This is a genomic window from Gimesia benthica (assembly GCF_009720525.1).
Classification (GTDB): Bacteria; Planctomycetota; Planctomycetia; order Planctomycetales; family Planctomycetaceae; genus Gimesia; species Gimesia benthica.
On the sequence record NZ_CP043930.1, the window covers coordinates 5,715,541 to 5,735,554 of the forward strand.

The window sequence follows — 20,014 nt, forward strand, 5'->3', positions numbered from 1 at the left end:
GCACCTTGGATATTCAGACTAATCAAGAAGGGAAGTGACTGATGATGCGAGTGAAGTGGTATTGGTCGTTACTGTTAATCAGTGTGTTGAGCTGTGATGTTCCACTCGATGTGCATGCGGAAGATGCGTTGATAGGAAACTGGCGACTCGAGGGAGATGCCCGGGATCAGAGTTCGTTCCAGAATCACGGTGTCAATCATGGCGTGAAATTGAAAGCGGGACAACCGGCCGTCTTTGATGGTGGCACCGCGTATCTGGAAGTTCCCGATTCAAAATCGCTCTCCCTGGGAACGGGCGACTTTTCACTGGCACTGACCGTGAATACAAGTGCCGACCTGGGAGACGTCATCGGTACCCTGTGCAGCAAATACGATCGTAAAACCCGCCGGGGTTTCCAGCTGAGTATCAAAAATAACGCCGGGGTAACCAGCAGCCAGTCGAACTGGCATCATCTGCAGTTCGGCATCGATAACGGCAAAGTGGATTCTCAATGGACCGATCACGGGCAACTGGGCAATGCCATTCTGATTTACAGCATGGCCGTGCACGATGGCAAACTCTATGCAGGAACCTGTGTGCCCGGTGCGGAAGCAGCCGGACACGTTTATCAGTACGAGTACGGGAAAAAATGGATCGACTGTGGAACACCGGACAAGTGTAATGCCGTCTCCTCGCTGGCGGTCTATCAGGGGCACCTGTATGCGGGAACGGGAAAGTACCGGCTGAAAGGTTCCTCACTGGCAGAGTCCGAAAACCCGAATATGGGGGGCAACGTCTATCGTTACCTAGGTGACGGAACGTGGAAACACTGTGGAAATCTGCCCGGCGTTGAAGCGATTAATGGGATGGTGGTTTACAAGGGCAAACTGTATGCCTCCTCCATGTATGCCCCTGCTGCCTTTTATCGCTACGATGGGGGAACCACCTGGACCGCCTGCGATGTGCCCGACGGAAAGCGGGTGGAATCGATGGCGATCTATAACGGCGACCTGTTTGCCACCGGCTACGATGAAGGCGCCGTCTACCGTTATGACGGAAAGAAATGGACGCATGCCGGACAGGTGGGAGAAGCCACGCAGACTTACGGCTTTGCTGTGTACGAGGGAAACCTGTATGTCAGCGAATGGCCGCATGCGGAAGTCTATCGTTATGCAGGCGACAAACGCTGGGAACTGGCGGGACGACTGGGCGAGGAAAAGGAAAGCATGCCGCTGGTTGTTTACAACGGGGCCATGTACTCCGGATCGCTTCCCCTGGCCGAGGTCTATCGCTATGACGGCGGTGTCAACTGGAAGAACCTCGGGCAAATTGATCTAACGCCGGATGTCCGCTATCGCCGTGTCTGGTCGATGGCCGTCTATGAGGGACGCCTCTTTGCCGGTACGCTACCAGCGGGGCGGGTGAAGTCCATCGAAGCAGGCAAGAGTGCCACCTACGACACCGCTTTGAAGCCAGGCTGGCGACAGATCGTGGCCGTCAAACAGAATTCACAACTCAAGCTGTATGTAGACGGTGCTCTGGTCGCGTCGTCGACCAGCTTCGATCCCGCGGAATATGATTTGTCCAACACAGAGCCTTTGAAGATCGGCTTCGGTGCCCATGATTATTTCCATGGAAAAATGAAAGACGTGCAGCTCTTTAAGCGTGCTTTAAGTGCGGAAGAAGTCCAGACTCGCTTTCAGCAGCAGGCAGACTAGCGTTCCCTCCGCTGACAATACAGGAGTGAAAACGGGATAAAAAAAGAGCCATCCGTGAACGCGGATGGCTCTTTCTGTTTTCAGTTGAGTACCAGATGGCTTACTGGATACCAAGGTCGCGTCGCAGGTCTTCCTGCAGACCGGGGACACGTCCCTGTTCTTTGATCCAGAGTGGCTTCAGCGGGAAGCTCTCTGGGGCAGGGATCCCTTTCAGGTCATGAATGTCACGCCAGAGCAGGACTGCTTTCAGACCTTCTTCGATCGCCAGGTCTTCGGCCATCAGACTCGGGTACTTGTTCAGGACGGAAGCATAGAGCGACATCCCTTTTTCGAGTTCCGCCTGTGCCTTGTCGAACTTACCTTCGGTGAAGGACACTTCGCCGTCGTAGATCGCTTTGTGAGCATCAATGGTCTGCTGCTCAGATTCGGACAGGGCACGTGTTCGCCAGAAGCGATAGTTGGCAGTACTCTGGTAACGGTCGGTCCAGTGCTTTTTATCTGATACGCTGACGTTGTCCCGTTTGGCCAGGTTTTCGATATCGTCGTCGGTCCATTCGAGTACTACAGCTCCCTTGGGTGTGATGAACTCTTCACGACCGAAGATCGTAGTCCACTCTTTGAAGCCCTGTGCCCAGGCGTCGGTCCGTTCTTTACCGAACTTACCTTCACGCTGCATGGCGTTGGCATAGTCGAACTGGGCGTGCCAGGGAGCAGCCCGGAAGAGCATCCGCATCTGCAGGTGCTGTTTGTGCTTGAGTTCTTTCTCGTTGGCAATCAGGTATTTCTGCTTCGCAACCTGGTAGTTGTCCAGACGCTCGGGATTGATTTCCGGATCGGGGCCGCCGTCATACCGTTCGGTATTGGGGTCGACTTTGTAGAAGCGACGGAACTGTTTCCATTCATCGGAACGACCCACTTTCTGGCCGTGCAGGTTACCGATTTTCCAGTCGAGTTCGGGGAAGCGTTCGTTGCGGGCAACCCCTTCGTTGAGGAACTTGATCCCTTCCTTAACCCAGAAGTAACGATCCTCGACGGCGTCCCACTCTGCAGAAACGTTGTAGGCCAGGTTCCAACCCTGGAAGTCCCAGACCTTCATGTAGTGAGGCTGGAGCAGAATGATGGAATCGACGGTCGAACGCAGCTTGGCCCATTCTTTCCGTTCCTGGTAGTCTTTGGCATCCATCCAGAGCAGGTTGGTGGCGATGCCCCGCAGACCGAGCAGAACGAAGTTCATGGACGCGCTGGAAGGATCGACGTCACCCAGGGTACTTTCCCCGAGTTCATACTGCACCCGCAACTGGGCCAGTTCGCCCCCGGATCCTTCTTCACCGGTGGAAGGCATACCCAGCCAGATCACCGGTATCAGCAGAATGATAATCGCGATGACATAAGCCAGTTTTCGATGTTTGGAAGAGAGTTTGTTCATTTCGCCTCCAGTTCGCGGAGCTTCAAACTATAGAATGAAATCAATAAGCAGGGAAGAATATAGGCCGCTGTCGTCAACAGTCCCGGCAGCAGAGCTGCACTCCAGGAAACGTCAAACCCTTTGATGACATATTCCCGCATATTCGAGAAGATACCAAAGTTCGGGATGATCTGCTGGCAGAGCCAGAGGAAGTTCCGGATGCCACCATCAACGACGACGATTATACCTTTTACGGGACCATTAGGCAGTTCCGTTTGAGAATTCATGTGAGTTAACAGACGATACCAGGCTTCAATCGCACCTGAGGCCTGCATTTTGCCGCTCAGAATTTCATTCATGTACTCTTTGGACATGAATCCGACCATCACGACGGTGAAGGTCGTCAGGATGGCAACCGGGCCTTTGACGAAACAGCTGACGGTCACGCCGAGCATGATCACCAGCACCATCGGCAACCAGATACCCAGAATTGCTTTCGAGTAACCGACCATGAACGAACGGTCGGGAGTACGAATGAAGAGGTCGGGACGGGCCATCCCCAGCAACTGCCCTGCTTCCAGACAGGCGACCTCGACGGTCAGGTTGCCATCTTTGTCGACCAGATCGTCGAAAATATCGTATGTCACGACTTCCTGGTCGGCTTCGCCCTCATTCTTTTTCTGTGAGAGTTTACGGTCGATCTGCAACCGGTTCTCGGTGTATTCCTTGTTGATCATCGGGGATGTATCGACGCGGAGCCCTTTGTCTTCATTGACGAAGGTCAGCTCGTACAGAATCCCGCCTTTTTCCATATCCCCTTTGTGGGTTCGGAAGGCTTCGAACGAAGCCTGCAGATTCAGTTTGTCATCGATGGCGTCGCTTTCGTCGACTCCTTCGAATTTGTAGATCGCCCGGGCCTTGGTGGCACCTTCGATATAGCTGCGGTACATCCAGATGTCACCCACATTGATCCCGGAGGCCGCAGGAGCCCCTTCACGGTTGGTGAAGGAGATATCGCCGTAAATCGGAACTTTGGAAACCAGGCTCTCCTTCGCGGTGTCGGGCACCTGGCGATTGATCCAGATATATCCTACGCCACCCATCACGAGCAGAATTGCGGTGCCGAGCACAGTGAAGCCCAGCATGCGGCCCATGACGATTTCAATCCGGTAGACCGGCTTGGTAACAACAGTATGAATGGTGCGCAATCGGATGTCTTCCGGTAACGACCAGCAGGCCAGCAGCAGCATGATTGGAATCACGAGCCAGCTGATGGCTTTGAGTACGAAGTCAATATAAGACTGCACCTGGAGATCGGGCCGGTCTGCAGCGCCTGCCAGGAACCAGCCGGCAAACATGAACAGCACCGCAAAGATGATGAAGACGAACAGAATTTTCTGTCGCAGTGATTCGCGGATCGTCAGGACCGATAAAGACCAGATGCGGCGGGGTGAGATATGGATGATCTGCACAAAGAAGTCCAGCACGCCGCGGAAGACATCGACGAACCCCTTCGTCCCGCGGGTGATGACACCCACCACCAGACAGACGACCAGCGCGATGACCATGGAGCTTCCAAACACGAATGCAAAGTGTTTTAAAGCTTCCAGCCAATTGAATGGAATTGGATCAAAAGACATAATGATTTACTTCTGTGAATAACATCTCATTGGATATGAGGCTCTGCTGAATCCTTCCAGCCGAGACAGAGTCAATGATCGTGAGTAATAACAACCAGACATAGCCCGCCGCTTATTCAGCAGCCTTCTTCGTTTCCGTCTCGGGAACAAAGCGCTGACCCGGTCGTTCTTTACTTTCCTGAACCGTTTTCAGGAACAGGGATTCCAGAGTTGCTGTCGGGTGATCGATGGCATCGACCTTACCATTGTGTTTGGCGACGACCTGTTCGATCTCTTTGATGGCTTCATCGCTCAGGCGAGACGTCAGGATCTGGGTCTCTTCCTGTTCTTTCAGCAGGTCATCCACGCGACCCATAACTTTGAGTTCGCCGCCGTAGAGAATCGCGATCCGGTCACACACGTCCTGCACGTCAGCCAGCAGGTGGCTGCACATCAGCACGGTCTTGCCCTGTTCTTTCAGCTCGACGATCATGCGTTTCATGTCGTCAGTACCCAGCGGGTCCAGACCACTGGTCGGTTCGTCGAGCATGACCAGGTCGGGGTTGTTGATCAGGGCCTGAGCCAGACCGATACGGCGGGTCATCCCTTTGGAGTATTCTTTCAGCTGACGGCGTTTGGCGTGTCCCAGTCCGACTTTTTCGATCAGCTCGGCAGCACGTTCGCGGCGTTCCTTGGGAGAAATCTTGAACAGACGCCCGTAGAAGTCGAGGGTTTCTTCCGCATTCAGGAAGCGATACAGATAGGATTCTTCCGGCAGGTAACCGATCCGCTCGTTCTTCTCGACGTTCGAGGCAGGCTGGCCCAGAACCTTGATTTCCCCTTCCGAGGGAAACAGCAGACCCAGCAGCAGTTTCAGAGTGGTCGTCTTTCCGGAACCGTTTGGACCCAGCAGACCAAAGATTTCGCCTTTTTTTACTTCGAGGCTTAAAGAGTTGAGAGCGCGAACTTTCTTGCGGCCCCAGAAATCACGATAGATCTTTGTCAGATTGCTGATCTGAATGACTGACTCGTTGTCCATTGGCGGTTCTCAGCTCCCCACTGTGAATAAAATGATAATCAGTTATGAGAACAGTATTTCGAGCCAAAGGGGCCCGACTAAGCTAACGCTAGAATTTCTGCGAGCTTACTACGATTCGTGATGGTGCGCTGTTTGTAAAAAATTCAATTTCTTAAGAAGAAATCGGAAAAACAGCGGCAGTAGCAGATCACCGAGCGGCCAGCATCCATTACAGGGGCCTGAAACTCAGGATTCCATTCAAACACAATGATCCAAAGTGAGTAACACTCTAAATTTGGCAGCGAGCACTTGCAAGCTATTAGACTCGCATACTCAGTTAAGATTTCAAGAACGGACTGGTACTAATCAGTATTTAACTTTGAATCCGTATAACTTAACCTCTGTTTGCGTTCAGTCGCACGGCGGAAAAGCCGGTTTGTGTTCATAAGGATAGTTAAAAACGGGCTTTTCGCTGGGAAAGATACTCAATCAGCGCTTTGTCAAACGGCATGCTGGTATCCAGGGGAACGTAATCGACGCCCATCGCGAACAGTTTCTCGCGATAGGTCTCCCGCATTTCCTGAACCGCCTCCAGATAGTCGGCTTTCATGCCCTCCGCATCCAGAACCATGGACTCGCCCTGTTCCGGTTCCTGGAGATCGACCATCCCTTCGAAAGGGAAGTAGACCTCTGCTTCGTCGAGAATGTGGAACAGGATGACATCGTGCCCGGCGTAACGGAGACGCTGCAGACTGTCGAGCACACCCTTTTGATCGGTCAGCAGATCCGAGAAAATCATCAGCAGACTGCGGTGTTTGATCATCGAAGCGATCTGCTGCAGGTTTTGTGAAACCTCCGTCGTCCCAACAGGTTGGGAGTTGGCGAGCATCGCCAGAATATTCCCCAGCTGTCCCCGTCTGCTGCGGGGAGGCAGGAAATTCCGGATCTTGTCACCAAAGGTGATCAGGCCGACCGGATCCTGCTGGTGGATCATCATGTACGCCAGCGATGCGGCCAGACAGATCCCGTAATCAAATTTGGAGAGCTGCTGGCGATAGGTATAAGCCATACTTTCAGAAAGATCGATCACCAGGTAGCCGGTCAGATTGGTTTCTGCCTGGTACTTTTTGATGTAGTAGCGATCGGTTTTGGCGTAGACCTGCCAGTCAATGTCGCGCGGGTCATCCCCCTGGGTGTAGCGTCGGTGTTCGCTGAATTCGACACTGAAACCGTGATAGGGGCTGGCATGCAGGCCGCTCAGAAAACCTTCCACGATGAACTTGGCCCGCAGATCGAGCCGGGCCACGGTCTGGATGACTTCCGGTTTGAGGTATTGTTCTGCATTCGGCATGAAATTGCTGCTCCGACGGGCCTGTAATGCAGACAGTATAACAGGTTGCTGCCTGGAAGTCCCTTCAGATTCTCCCGGTTTCCGGATTTCAGACGCGCATTCCGCCCCGGAAAATCGCGTACTGTTCTGTATACTCTTGAATACTTCTTGCACTAGTCATTATAATATCGATTACCCAACGCAGATCGTTCTATTTATCCGGAGCAGTCATTTGCTTTACAGACAGTTTGAACTAGGTTTATGACAGAGCCTGTCTGCAAAATGGACACATTTCCGACAAAAAGCTCAGACTGATTCCAGTAAAGCGCTAAAATTGATAAAAGGACAATTCATTACTGCATTTGCTCGAGTGCTATGTTAATCTGGCGTTGCTCCACAGTCTGTGTGGATTTCCAACAAAATTTCATATATTCACCGTTTCAGGTCATAATTAAACGAACTTCTGAATTCCTTCATTTGTATTCTTTTCGGGTTTTATACTCAGCTCAGAAGTGATGAAGTAATTATGATTTGTTTATCTCCCAGTCATCATCTACGTTTTTATCCAGGTACAGGGATTTAGTATGTCCAACGACATAACTCCGGATGAACAGAATACCAACTCTAATGAAACACCGTGTCCGTTGTGTAATGAAATGGTCCGCGTCGGTCTGGTCCGTTGCTGGAACTGTGGCTCTTTCATGCGGGAAGATATAGCGGAAGCCTATCGCAAGATGCAGGAAAATCCGCCGCCAATGATTTTCAGTCCGCTTCCTGAAGAATCGGACGAGTCTGCTGAGGAAGAATCACGCGCTTCTACCGCCACCATGACCGCTTATTCCGATCGTGACGATGACGACTTCGAACTCGATCAGAGTGTCTCCGTCACCGAATACGAAGCCAGCGACGACGACTTTCAACTGGCAGGTGGCGTTGAGGTCAGCGAACAGGAATCATCAACGATCCCTCTGGCACGGGAAGAGTCTGCTGAAGAAGCACAGCAGCATGCCGCCGAAGAGGAAGCAGCCGAAAAAGCGGAAGCTGAAGACGAGTCCAAGCCAAAAGCAGCGCCCTCAGAGCCCGATGAAGATCACTCCGTAGCGACCGGCGGCGATGTACTGCTGGATGTGGCTCTGCAGGAAGAAAAAGAAGAAAAGCGTCGCCGTAAAGGGGGACGCCGTCGTCGACGTGGTGGCAAAATTGAAGGTGGTATTGTCGTTTACTGCCCGAATGGACATCGCATCCGTGTCCGCGAGGAATATCGCGGCTCTGCTGGAAAATGTCCTGCCTGTAATGTCATGTACCTGGTACCAATGGGATCTCCCAAGGCGACAGATGAGGAATCAGCTGACTCTGGTGCAGAGAAAGAAGCCGCAGCAGGAGCCGAGTCGTTCGATCCCGGTGCTTACAAGCACTGGTTCCAGAATCTGAAGCTGCATGCCGTCGATCCGACCAAGCTCAAGCTGAAACCCAACAGTCTGGAAAAGACTTTTACCACCGTCGATGTGGCCATTTCCCCGGAGCGCATGCTGTTACTCGGTCTGGTGAAAGCCGGTCTCCTCGGAGGGGGCTCCAAGGATAAACAGGATAAAGCCCGTATTGATATCGCCCAGCATCTTCGCGAAGAGAAGGACGATGCGGAAATCCCAGCCGCCAGCGTACAGACGCTCTCTGCAGATCAGATCTCGAAGCTGAAAGTCGTCTTTCCGACGATGTACGATCACGAATCAATTTTTGCCGGCGTTCCCGTCTTCGGAAAAGGTCGCATTGCGATCGCCCTGCCGAAACAGGAAGACAGCAAGGAAAATCAGTATCTGACGTTCAGTCTGACCGAATATCGTAAGTTTGCTGAAGCACTCCAGGAACTGCACAGCGTCGGTGACCTCGGTCCTGACTCTGGAATTCCGCTGACCGACGAAACGCGACAGGTCACTTGTCACTACAGCGAAGAGCAGTTCGAAGCACTTGAGAACGAGAATCTCGAATTCTATGAAGCCGATCCCGAGATCGAGCTGACCCTGGTAGGCCGACAATGTCAGGGCTGCCAGTTAATCGTCAGCGAAGATTCACGTAAGAAGGAAAGGATCGGCGGTAAAACCGGCAAAGCGATCGCCAAGGCCAAATGCCCCAAGTGCAGCGAGAAGTTCGGCAATATCTCTCTCTGGCAGATTAAACAGGCAGATGCCCCGACAGAGGAACCTCAGGAAGAAGCAGCTGCCAGTTAGCAGTCTGCTGTCCTGACGTTTGTCGCGAATTGCATCATTCTGCGCAGGGGGAGTCCCTCAACAGGTCAGGTTTCTTTCTCAGAAAGATTGCAGACACTCACCCGGGGAGTATAATAAGGATAATTCATACAAACCAACTGTCTAATGCTGCGGGGGCTGTGGTGTGAAAGCATCACAACCTTTCGGGTTAAGCAGACAGGGGGAGTAGAGGTCAGTTTAAGGCATCCGTTGGAGTTGCGCGATGAGGTATTTTTGTAACATTATACAAATTTTGACCTTAAGCGACGGTGAGTCTGAACAATCCAGATTCGCATTTTCTTGACCCTCTCTTTATATGGTGTAGAATTCAAGGACACGGAGTTGAGCAGGGAAGCACTCTAGGTTTATGTGTAAATGTTCACTTTCCAGCTGTTGATGGAAACTGACATTCGGGCTGCTTCTTAACTGTTCAGGAGAAACTGGTGTCGCCAGGATTTGATCAACATTTCAAAGAACTGGTCCGCCAGAGGACAGACCTGGTAGAACTGGTCGCAGAGTCGGTTCAGCTGACTCCTAATGGACGCGATTTCAAAGGATTGTGTCCTTTTCATAACGACCACAATCCGTCCATGGTCATCTCTCCCGAGCGTGGAACCTGGCGCTGCTGGGTCTGTAACCTCGGTGGAGACTGCTTTTCCTGGGTGATGGAATACGACCGGGTCGACTTTGTCGAGGCACTCAAGATTCTGGCCGAGAAGGCCCATCTGGAAATTCCCAAGTTCACCCCCCGTCATTCGCAGGGCGGACAACAGCCATTAGAGAAGTCGAGTTTGTATGACGTCATGAAATGGGCGGAAGCCCAGTTCCATGAATGTCTGATGGAGACTTCGGTGGGAGAATATGCCCGCCGTTACCTGATGGAAGACCGGGGCTTTACCGAAGAGACCATGCGGCAGTTTAATCTCGGTTTTCATCCGGATGACTGGCAATGGCTGGTCAATCGATCACGCAATCGTTTTCCCGAACAGCTGCTGCTGGAAGCAAAACTGATTTTCAGAAAAGAGGGACAGTCACGTTGTTCTGATTATTTCGTTAATCGGGTGATGTTTCCGGTTCACGACGAGCGAAAGCGGGTTGTTGCATTCGGGGGACGTATCCTGCCCGGAGCCGATTCAGCAAAACTGGCGAAATATTTTAACAGTCCGGAAAGTGTGATTTTCACTAAGAGCAAACTGCTGTTTGGCTTGGATGAAGCGCGGCAGGGAATTCGCGAAACGGAGACAGTTGTCGTAGTAGAAGGGTACACTGATTGCATTACAGCTCATCAGTTTGGTGTGACCAATGTCGTAGCCACACTGGGGACCGCTCTGACAGAATCTCATGTGACTTATCTCAAACGGCTGGCACGTAAAGTCGTGCTGGTATTTGATGGCGATACCGCAGGACAGCAGGCCGCGGAGCGGGCTTTAACGAAATTCATCGCTCAGGAAGTAGATTTACGTATTTTAACGCTGCCGGCAGGCCAGGATCCGGCAGATTTTCTGGAACAGCAGGGGGCAAAGAGTTTGCAGCAGTTGATCGCAGAAGCCCCGGAAGCCTGGAATTTTAAATTGAATCTCTGTGTTCAGAAATTTGGACTGGAGTCAATTGATGGACAACACCGAATTTTAGAAGAAATGCTGGAGCTTCTGGCCGCAAGTCCAAACTTAACCGGCAAAATACGTGAAGATATCATATTAAGAAAGTTAGCAGATCGACTGAGCTTAAACGAAACCGTTGTCCGAAAACGATTAAGTGAAGTCAAACAGAAGCAAAACCCCAGTCTGAATCCGAGTGTCCTTTCAAACGACCCCCATTCAACTCCGAGTGCAGACCACACCTCCGGAATCGGTGGAACTTCAGAAAATTCAGCGAAAGATAATCAACTTGAGAGCGAACTTCTTGAAATCATCTTTGTATACCCCGAGTGTGTTCCCCAGATTCATCAACATATATCACCAGCCAACCTGAAAGATCCCCGTCTACGCTTTCTTTACCAGTTAAGCATTGACTTAACGGAAGAGGGGATCGTCCCGGAAATGAATCGTATTCTGGATCGTGTTGACGATCCGGACATGAAGCAGCTGGTCGTCAAAATCGACTTTCAGGCCCACGAAAAAGCGATTCACACCAAACTCCACTCTTCGCCTGTTCCCCATGAAGGGATTCCCCATTTTCTGAAACATTCGATTCAGAATCTCAAATGGCGGGAAGAACGGGAACATCATGAACGGACCAAAGGAGTTCTGGTCCAGAACGTTCAGAACAATACTTTGAGTTCCGATGCCAAGGAGCTGTTGAAGAAGGCATCCGAGTTCCACCAGAAACGACATAAAAAGAATTCACTTGAGACCCATTAACTTAAAAGAGATTGGGAGAAGCAACGTGCACCGACTCGACGCCCGATTGAACGAACTGATTGAAAATGGAATAAAGCAGGGTTATCTGACTTATGATCAGGTCAGCGCTTATCTGCCCGATGAAGCGCTGAATCCTGAGAAGCTGGATAACCTCCTGCTGACCATTGAGGAAATCGACTTAGACATTATTCCCGATCAGGTCATCACGGTGCTCCAGCCGGAGAAGCCGAAGGGACGGACCCGTTCCGATGACCTCTCCCGGAAAATCGATGATCCGGTTCGGATGTATCTCACACAGATGGGGGAAATTCCGCTGCTGACCCGGGACGAAGAAATTCGCCTGGCGAAGAAAATCGAAATCACCCGTCGTCGCTTCCGCCGCGAGCTGCTCAGCAGCGACTACGCCATGCGGCAGGCGATCGACATTCTGGACAAGGTTCACAAAACTGAGCTGCCTTTCGACCGGACGATCAAAGTCTCCGTTACCGAAGGCCTGGAAAAGAATCAGATTCTGGGGCGGATGCCTCACAACCTGAAAACCCTGGAATACCTCAGCAGTAAGAACAATGTTGACTTCCAGCGGTTCATCGATCCGGAAATGACCAAGACTCAGCGGCGTGAAGCGTATGCGACGCTGATGAAACGTCGCCGCAAAATGGCAACTCTGATCGAAGAGCTCAGCCTGCGGACGCAACGTCTGCAGATCGGCATGAAGCGTCTCGAACAGATTTCACAGCGAATGACCGAACTGGAAGATCAGATCCGGGATCTCGATGATCTCCGCGTCAAGAACTCCAAAGACGATCGTGCAAACCTCGAACGGGAACTGCAGGATCTGGTCATGATGACAATGGAAACACCGGAAACCCTGCGGGAACGCATCAAAGCGGTCAAGCAGCGGTACCTCGATTATGAAACCGCAATGCGTGAACTGTCCGGCGGTAACCTGCGTCTGGTGGTTTCGATCGCCAAGAAATACCGCAACCGCGGCCTGAGCTTCCTGGACCTGATTCAGGAAGGCAATACCGGCCTCATGCGTGCGGTCGACAAATACGAGTATCGTCGCGGTTATAAATTCTCGACATACGCTACCTGGTGGATTCGTCAGGCCATTACCCGGGCGATTGCAGACCAGGCACGAACCATTCGTATTCCTGTGCACATGATCGAGACCATGTCCAAACTGCGTAAAGTCAGCAAACAGCTGCTGCAGGAAAATGGACGTGAGCCCACCCTGGAAGAAACGGCAGAAGTCGCCGGCATCAGCCTGGAAGAGACCCGCCGCGTACTCAAGATTTCGCGACATCCGATCAGTCTGGACCGTCCCGTCGGCGAGAGCGAAGACAGCTACTTCGGTGACTTCATTGAAGACTCCGATTCGGACAGCCCGGTCAACACCGCCAGCCAGGAAATGCTCAAGGACAAGATTGATCATGTCCTGAAAACCCTCACTTATCGTGAGCGGGAGATCATCAAACTGCGGTTTGGTCTGGGAGACGGATACACCTACACGCTGGAAGAAGTCGGTCGGATCTTCAAAGTGACCCGCGAACGTGTTCGCCAGATCGAAGCCAAGGCGGTACGCAAGCTGCAACATCCGGTTCGCAGCAAACAGCTGCAGGGCTTTATTGAAGGTCTGGTCCCCGACTGGGGCCAGGCGGAGTCCGAAGAGGAATCCGCGGATACAACGGCCTCAGCCAGTATCTGAATTCACAACGCCGATCAGTTTTGATCGGCGTTTTTTTTTTGCTGCAGGGCACGATTTGCTCGAAAGCAATGCTCTTTGCAGCAGGGAAAGCGAAGATCTGACAGTTTTCTGCCGTATGTCTGGCTATTTGCTGTCGAAAACTTTATAACAAACTAAACGCATCGAGCCTGAAGGTTTCCAGAACCTGAGGCGACTTTTCAAAGCGATTCCGGAGTTCTTTAACATGTCAACAACTGCTGCCAGTTTGAAAGCCTTACATCATCTCTATCTGAGAATGCATGATGTGAACCTGAAATTGGAACAAGGCCCCAAACGGATCAAGCTGAAAGAACAGTTTGCACAAAAGCAGGAAGAGCACCTCAAGACCGTCCAGGAGCAGATTACCCAGTTAAAGAAACAGGTCCAGCAGAAGAATCTCGACTTACAGTCGAATGAAGCCAAAATTCTGGATCTGAAGGGGAAACTGAATACGGCTGCTTCCAACAAAGAGTTTGACATTATTAAAGGGCAGATCGCCGCTGACCAGATGGCAAACAGCGTACTGGAAGATGAAATCCTCGAACTGATGGATAAAATCGACACGAAAGATCAGGAAGCGAAAGACTGGGAAGCGAAAATCAAAACCGCTTACGCAGATGCCAAAAAAGTCGAACAGGACTTTGAATCTGCCAAAGCATCGCTCGATGAAGAAATCAAGGAATGCCAGGCAGCGATCACCGATGCCGAGCAGATTATCCCCGCTGATCTCAAAGTTCAGTTTTCCCGTCTGACTCGCTCTCACGGTGCAGGTGCACTGGCAAATGTGGCAGGCAGGTTCTGCTCTGCCTGTAATGTCATGATCGAGCCCCAGCTGCGGGTCGAGCTGAATTCCGGTCGGCTGGTGTTCTGCAAGTCCTGCGGACGTCTGCTCTATATGGACGACACCCTGGAGTAAAGCCTGGAATTAACGTGGGAATCCGCATGAATCAGGTGCGTGTTCTCAGTTCTGGCTTACTGAGCCGCCTGTCCGAGTAACGCGAGCACTCCCAGGCCATAAAACGTATATTCCACATCGGCCTGCTCGTCCCAGCTGGCACCGCGGAACCCACCGGTCGGAAACTCAAGCCATTCCTGCATGAATTTCCGGACCTGTTCCAGATCCATGATCTCGTTTAATCTCAGGTCCTGCGCGGTCAGTAATCCGGTAAAGGTTGACAGGCCATCCGCAAACGGAATGCGGGTATTGGCCTGAAATCCTCCCTCAGAACTTTTTACCTGGTTCAGAAAGTCCCTGACATCTGACTTCAACTCGTCATCCATCGCTTCCAGGATGATCAGAGTCGCGACGGCAGCCGCGGTCGGATTAGTACCGCTGCGTTTCATGGGAGCAATTTCGACGAAGCCGCCATCATCCCGCTGCATGTCATACAGGAACTGAATCAGCCGGTTCGGCGACGGAACATCCACACCGATCAACTGATAGATCAACACGATCAGGAAGCTGTGATAGGTACTTCCCAGTGCGCCCTGGTCCGATTTCGCATAGCCGCCATCTTCCGTCCGGAGTGTTTCGAGTCGTTCTGCAATCCGGGTGTTCCAGTTTTCAGGCACCTCAGCCAGCAGATCGGGGCCCCCGGAAGCCTGGACGATTAACGCACAGTACAACCAGCTCAAAAGATCAATTGTGGTAAGAGTTTCCAGCGAAAAGCTCTTCAGATAACCGCAGAGGGATTCCGTTTCTACCGGCTCCAGACCTCCCAGAATTCCAAGACTGCGAACGGCAAATCCCGTGTAGTAAAGGTCTGAGCCTCCCTCTCTCCCGGAAAAACCACCATCGGGCTGCTGCTGGGAACAGATGAAGCTGCGATGCTTCTTCAGATCGGAGGCAGGGTATTGTTCCAGGCCTGCTGCCAGTCGCAAGGCAAGATGCACTAAATAGGGTTGCTGGTTCATGAAACCGATCGTGATTTTTCAATACAGAAGGCGGGGGCGGGGTATTCTTTGAGCGAGACTATTTTGAAAATTGTCAAAAAATTCTGAGGGGAAAGGTCAAATTCGCCTTTCGTCGATTTTGAATTTGGAATATGTTCCCGCCCAACATCTCTTATACTCAAAGAATCATTCTCTCTCTGGACTGTATACGGTCTAGCCAGTTCTGGCTGATCAGCAGTTCAAAACAGAGCAAACTTGTCCTCAAGGCTGACTCTGGGTTCTTGCGAGTACCATTTCACATTAAAAACAACCTGAATACTTATCAAATACCAGTAACATGTTTCCGGTAAAAACCTGATTTTTCCGGGGCCCGTTACAACAAATCCTATATTAGTCGGACCAGTTTCTCTTCGGAGAATCCGTAATGATCACAACTCTCTCTCGATGATTACTGACTGGTCGGGCTGAACCCTCCCTGATTCACAATAAAATTTAATCACGTTCAATAACAGGTGTCACCATTCGGCAGCAGTCTGCTTGCCGGGGGACTTCGTCTGTCATTGAGTGCAGATACGTAGCGTAGATACGACTTGACCAATTGAGTCTGAGGAGCCTGCTCCCCTGGCTCATTCCCGAATTCAGAAGATTTCTTGTTGAGATAAATCTCATGGGTTTTCCTGAAAAAATTGTCATAGAACCAGAAAATTTCATGACAGATCAAAATACAACACAGCGGGACAAAAACGCCAAATTGCACTCTGCGTGCTTTGCCGAGGTAAAACAGATGCCTGTGTCGACATCAAGCTATTCTGGACGATTTATGAAAATTGCATTCCGCCTGATTGCGGGCGCTATCGTGCTGGCAATCTCCGCCATGTCGGGAACAGTACTGGCAGATGAAGAAGGTGATTTCACAACAATCATTGCAGACGGAAGTGAAGTCGATGATACGTTTGATGGAATCCCCTCGGTCGTTCCCGGGAACGGGATGGGGGCTCTGTTCCGCGTCGGTCACCAGGCAGGCAAGACCATTGGTCTGAACGAATCAATCACGCACCTGGAAGCAATGCCCTACCTGTTTACCCACACCAAGAACCCTGATGACGCCGGAATGCTGTTCGGTAACTTCAGACTGTTCCGGACCAACCGGGGCAACCTCGGGGGAACCGGTGGTATCGCTTATCGATTCTACAACTACGACACTGACCGGATCTTTGGTTTCGGTTTCTACTACGATCGTGATGACTCAACAGATAAAGTTTTCCAGCAGGCAGCCCTGAACGTCGAAACAATGGGCCGCTACTGGGATGCCAATGCCAACTTCTACATTCCATTCGGAAACCGTCAGCAACAGCTTGATCTGCAGTTTAATAACGGCAGTCAGCGGTACTCCGGATTCAACATCCTCTATGACCAGACTCGTACAATCGGAACCGCCATGCGGGGCTTCGATACGGAAATCGGTGTCCCGGTCTGGGGAGAACTGGCCCAGAAATTTGAAACCCGGATTTACGCCGGTACTTATAATTTCCAGGCAAGTGGCAGCCCGCAAGTCTGGGGCTGGCGTGGTCGTTTACAGGCCGAACCATTGCCTAACGTTCTGGCAGAATTGTCGGTCACTAATGACGACACATTCAAAACCAATGTGTTCTTCAATGTCACCTGGACCTTTGCCGGCAAGCCCGAGTGGAACAAGATGGAAAAATCCACTCAGATGTACCGCATGGCCGAGCGGGTTCGCAGAAACTACAACGTGGTCATCGAACAGCGTGATGTGGTCGACTCCGGTCTGACCGCCATCAACCCGGCAACGGGGACACCCTGGACGGTATCACACGTCGATTCACTTGCCGGACCGGGCGGTACCGGTGCGGTACTGGATCCTTACCAGACCATTGCCGATGCCCAGGCTGGTCCTGATCGCGACATCATCTTCACCCATGCAGGTAGTGAATTCAACAATGGACCACCAATCTCACTCGTCTCAGGAGACCGGATCCTGGGTGAAGGACAAGGCGTAAACCACTTCTTCAACATTCAGGGCTTCGGTTCGAAGCTACTGCCAAACTCGCCCTCCTATGGCGACCCGCTGCGACCGAACAGCCTCGTACGGCCTACCTTTAACGACACCGTCGGCGATGGTGCCATCCTTGCTTCCGACAGTGAGTTCTCCGGGTTTATTCTCAATAATCCCACCGGACGCGGTATCGTGGGAATTGGTGTCTCCGAAACAATTGCTAATTTCAACGACGTGAATAATGCCGCCGGTGAGGGGATCTTCCTGAGCAGTACCACCGGCAGCCTGGCCTTCACTTCAACCAATGTGACTAACTCTGCTGGAAACGCTTTCGTAGTGGACGGCGGAGATCCGCTGCTTCGCTACAGCACAGGTACCATTACCAATACCGGAGATGGTCGTGCGGTTCTGGTCCAGAATACCACCGGCGGTTCAGTTAACATGACGGATTCTTCAATCGAAGACACCGATGGCCAGGGTATCTTGATCAACAACATTGGTGGTGGTGCCGTTTTGGATAACGTGACCATTACCAAAAGCGGAGCCTACGTTCCCACTACAGTCAACGATGGTATCTATGTGACCGGCGGAACTGCTAATGCAGTCGTCACTTTCAGAAATACAGCTCAGGCGGCAACCATTATTGATGGTGCAACCGGCCCCAGTATCTTTGTCGAAGATTACCAGGGTGTGTTCCAGATGCAGGACATCAGTATTCTGAACCGGGCTGGAGCCGGTATTCTGGTTGAAAACCTGTCTGGAAACATGTCCGTGGTCGGAAATACTACCATGACCAACGGGGCCTCTGCGGTAACCGATCATGGTATTGACGTAAACAATACATCCGGAAACATCTCCTTCGGTGGAAGCCTGGGAATCACCGGAAGTAACGGCGAAGGTATCTCGTTCAATAACGGTGGCAACACAGGGGTCTTCAGTGTGACAGGCACAACAACTGTCACCGGGACCGCCAATGAAGCGATCATCATCCTGGACGACAGTCCTGTCTTCCGCCTGGGCAACGCTGTTCTGTCTAATAACAGTACGACGAACTCAGTTGTGTTGATCAATAACGCCGGACAGGGCGGCACCGCAGGGCAGGTTTCATTCAATAATGCAACCATTACAGGAACAACAGGTGCCACAGTTCCTGTTGTCCATATTCTAAACAACACTCCCATTGTCAGCTTCGGTTCTCTGAACGTAACCGCAAACAGTGCCGCTTACACGGCACCACCGCCAATCGTACCTGCGGTTGGTGTCTATGTTCAGGACAACCCGGGTAATGTGAACTTTGGTGACCTGAATATCACCGCCACAGACAACCTGGCATTCATCGCCAATAATAACGCCGGAACAATCAGTTCATCGGGTGGTATCATCACTGTGACTGATGCGGCTGCAATCGACATCGAAGATACCAGTCTCTCCATGAACCTGACCTCGGTTACCGCTGGTCCGACTTCAGGTCCTGACCTGAACGGGATCTCCACTGCTGGCGATAACGCCTTCTATCTGAACAGTGCCGGTATTCGCCTGGTGCGTACTCCCGGTCTGTTCTCTATCGCCGGTGATGGAGCCACCATCGATGCCGGTGGTACGATTACTGCCGCCAGACACGGTGTCTGGATGGAAGATATTGACCGGGTGAACATCGACGGTCTGGAAATCCAGATTCCGACAACATCCGGTATCGAATGGCACGAAACTACGGTTGCCGACGGTCCCCGTCTGAACCTGACACGCGTCCGTGTTGAAGATTCGGCCGGAGACGGTATCCGGATTATCAATGGTCGTACTTTCCAGATGATCGATTCGGAACTGCTGGATAACGGTACCGCCGCTGATGAGCATTCACTCCAATACCTCGCGAATATCGAACTGGATGACACCGACGACGACAGCTTCACGCTGATCCTGCAGAACAACACCATTACGGACGACAGTGCCGATGCGATCCGCATCGAGTCTGGCGGACTGCTGGATGACTCAGTGTTGAATGTCTCATTGGAAGGAAACGATATCACAACCAGTGTCTCCAATACGGCTGGTCTGGCTGTGATCTGGGAAGGCCCCATGAACGTGCTTGTGGCTAACGCCAACAACTTTGTGGGAACTGGTGCTACCAACAACCAGGGTATCGACATTGATGCCACCAGTAGCGATCTGGCTGACCTGATGACCCTGCAGGTCGTCGGGCAGAACAACTTCACCATTGCGGGTACAAACAGTGAAGGTATTCAGGTTCAGACTGAAGGTCCTTCGAATATCCTGATTCAGAACAACAACGATCAGGGAATCGTGATGGCAGGAGCTGATTCGTTCGGTCTGCGGTTCCTCGACCTGGCAGCCAACTCCAATGTGCAGGTCAACAACAATATTATCAATATGTCCGGGATTGGAAGCGATGCGATCTACTTTGACCTGATCGATGCGACCAGCTCTTCGGTTGTGATTGATGGGAATACCCTGAGCATCTTCGATGGAGATATCTTCGAAGTCGAATCGGCAGTCAGCTTCAACGCCATGACGAATGGTCCACTGCAGCTGGGTACAGGAGTCAACAACGTCGTGAATGTCACCTCGGTAGGCAACAACGGGACCTTCATCCTGTTCAATCCTGGTGGGGGTACATTTAACGGTCAAATCAGCCTGAATAACTTCCTGTTACCCTGATCCTGACTGAAGTCTCGTTTTAACTGACAC

Annotated in this window: 11 protein-coding genes; 6 read left to right on the forward strand and 5 right to left on the reverse strand. The window is 51.7% G+C overall.

Features of this window, described 5'->3' with window-relative positions; all coding sequences use genetic code 11:
• The first annotated feature begins 41 nt into the window (after positions 1-41).
• On the forward strand, positions 42-1,697 hold the full coding sequence (locus F1728_RS22295; RefSeq protein ID WP_155365916.1) for a LamG domain-containing protein: 1,656 nt from the start codon (positions 42-44) through the stop codon (positions 1,695-1,697).
• 100 nt (positions 1,698-1,797) lie between these two features.
• Here F1728_RS22295 and F1728_RS22300 read toward each other — a convergent pair whose 3' ends face one another.
• From F1728_RS22300 to F1728_RS22315, 4 genes are all read right to left on the reverse strand, one after another.
• Positions 1,798-3,123 (reverse strand): hypothetical protein, encoded by a 1,326-nt coding sequence (locus F1728_RS22300; protein WP_155365917.1) that lies wholly within the window; start codon positions 3,121-3,123, stop codon positions 1,798-1,800.
• A complete protein-coding gene (locus F1728_RS22305) occupies positions 3,120-4,742 on the reverse strand; it encodes an ABC transporter permease (protein ID WP_155365918.1) in 1,623 nt (540 codons plus the stop codon). The genes F1728_RS22300 and F1728_RS22305 overlap by 4 nt, the downstream gene beginning before the upstream one ends.
• Positions 4,743-4,854: 112 nt before the next feature.
• Positions 4,855-5,760 (reverse strand): ABC transporter ATP-binding protein, encoded by a 906-nt coding sequence (locus F1728_RS22310; RefSeq protein ID WP_145042727.1) that lies wholly within the window; start codon positions 5,758-5,760, stop codon positions 4,855-4,857.
• Between the two features lie 433 nt (positions 5,761-6,193).
• Entirely contained in the window at positions 6,194-7,090 is an 897-nt protein-coding gene (locus F1728_RS22315) for a DUF58 domain-containing protein (protein ID WP_155365919.1), read from the reverse strand.
• Between the two features lie 563 nt (positions 7,091-7,653).
• Here F1728_RS22315 and F1728_RS22320 point away from each other — a divergent pair.
• The 4 genes from F1728_RS22320 (at position 7,654) to F1728_RS22335 (ending at position 14,314) form a co-directional block, all read left to right on the forward strand.
• The gene (locus F1728_RS22320) at positions 7,654-9,294 is read left to right on the forward strand and encodes a hypothetical protein (protein WP_155365920.1); all 1,641 of its coding nucleotides are present in this window, start codon (positions 7,654-7,656) and stop codon (positions 9,292-9,294) included.
• Positions 9,295-9,755: 461 nt separating this feature from the next.
• Positions 9,756-11,672, forward strand: a complete 1,917-nt coding sequence (gene dnaG, locus F1728_RS22325; RefSeq protein WP_194242472.1) for a DNA primase — start codon at positions 9,756-9,758, stop codon at positions 11,670-11,672.
• Positions 11,673-11,697: 25 nt separating this feature from the next.
• Complete coding sequence (gene rpoD, locus F1728_RS32295) at positions 11,698-13,380, forward strand: RNA polymerase sigma factor RpoD (RefSeq protein WP_155365922.1); 1,683 nt, start codon at positions 11,698-11,700, stop codon at positions 13,378-13,380.
• A gap of 223 nt (positions 13,381-13,603) precedes the next feature.
• Entirely contained in the window at positions 13,604-14,314 is a 711-nt protein-coding gene (locus F1728_RS22335) for a zinc ribbon domain-containing protein (protein WP_155365923.1), read from the forward strand.
• A gap of 56 nt (positions 14,315-14,370) precedes the next feature.
• On the opposite strand, the gene F1728_RS22340 is transcribed toward F1728_RS22335, so the two are convergent.
• Positions 14,371-15,312 carry a prenyltransferase/squalene oxidase repeat-containing protein gene (locus F1728_RS22340; protein ID WP_155365924.1) on the reverse strand — a complete coding sequence of 314 codons (942 nt, stop codon included), beginning with the start codon at positions 15,310-15,312 and terminating at the stop codon, positions 14,371-14,373.
• Positions 15,313-16,111: 799 nt separating this feature from the next.
• Between F1728_RS22340 and F1728_RS22345 the strand changes: the two genes are divergently transcribed.
• A complete protein-coding gene (locus F1728_RS22345) occupies positions 16,112-19,984 on the forward strand; it encodes a beta strand repeat-containing protein (RefSeq protein WP_155365925.1) in 3,873 nt (1,290 codons plus the stop codon).
• Positions 19,985-20,014 lie beyond the last annotated feature (30 nt).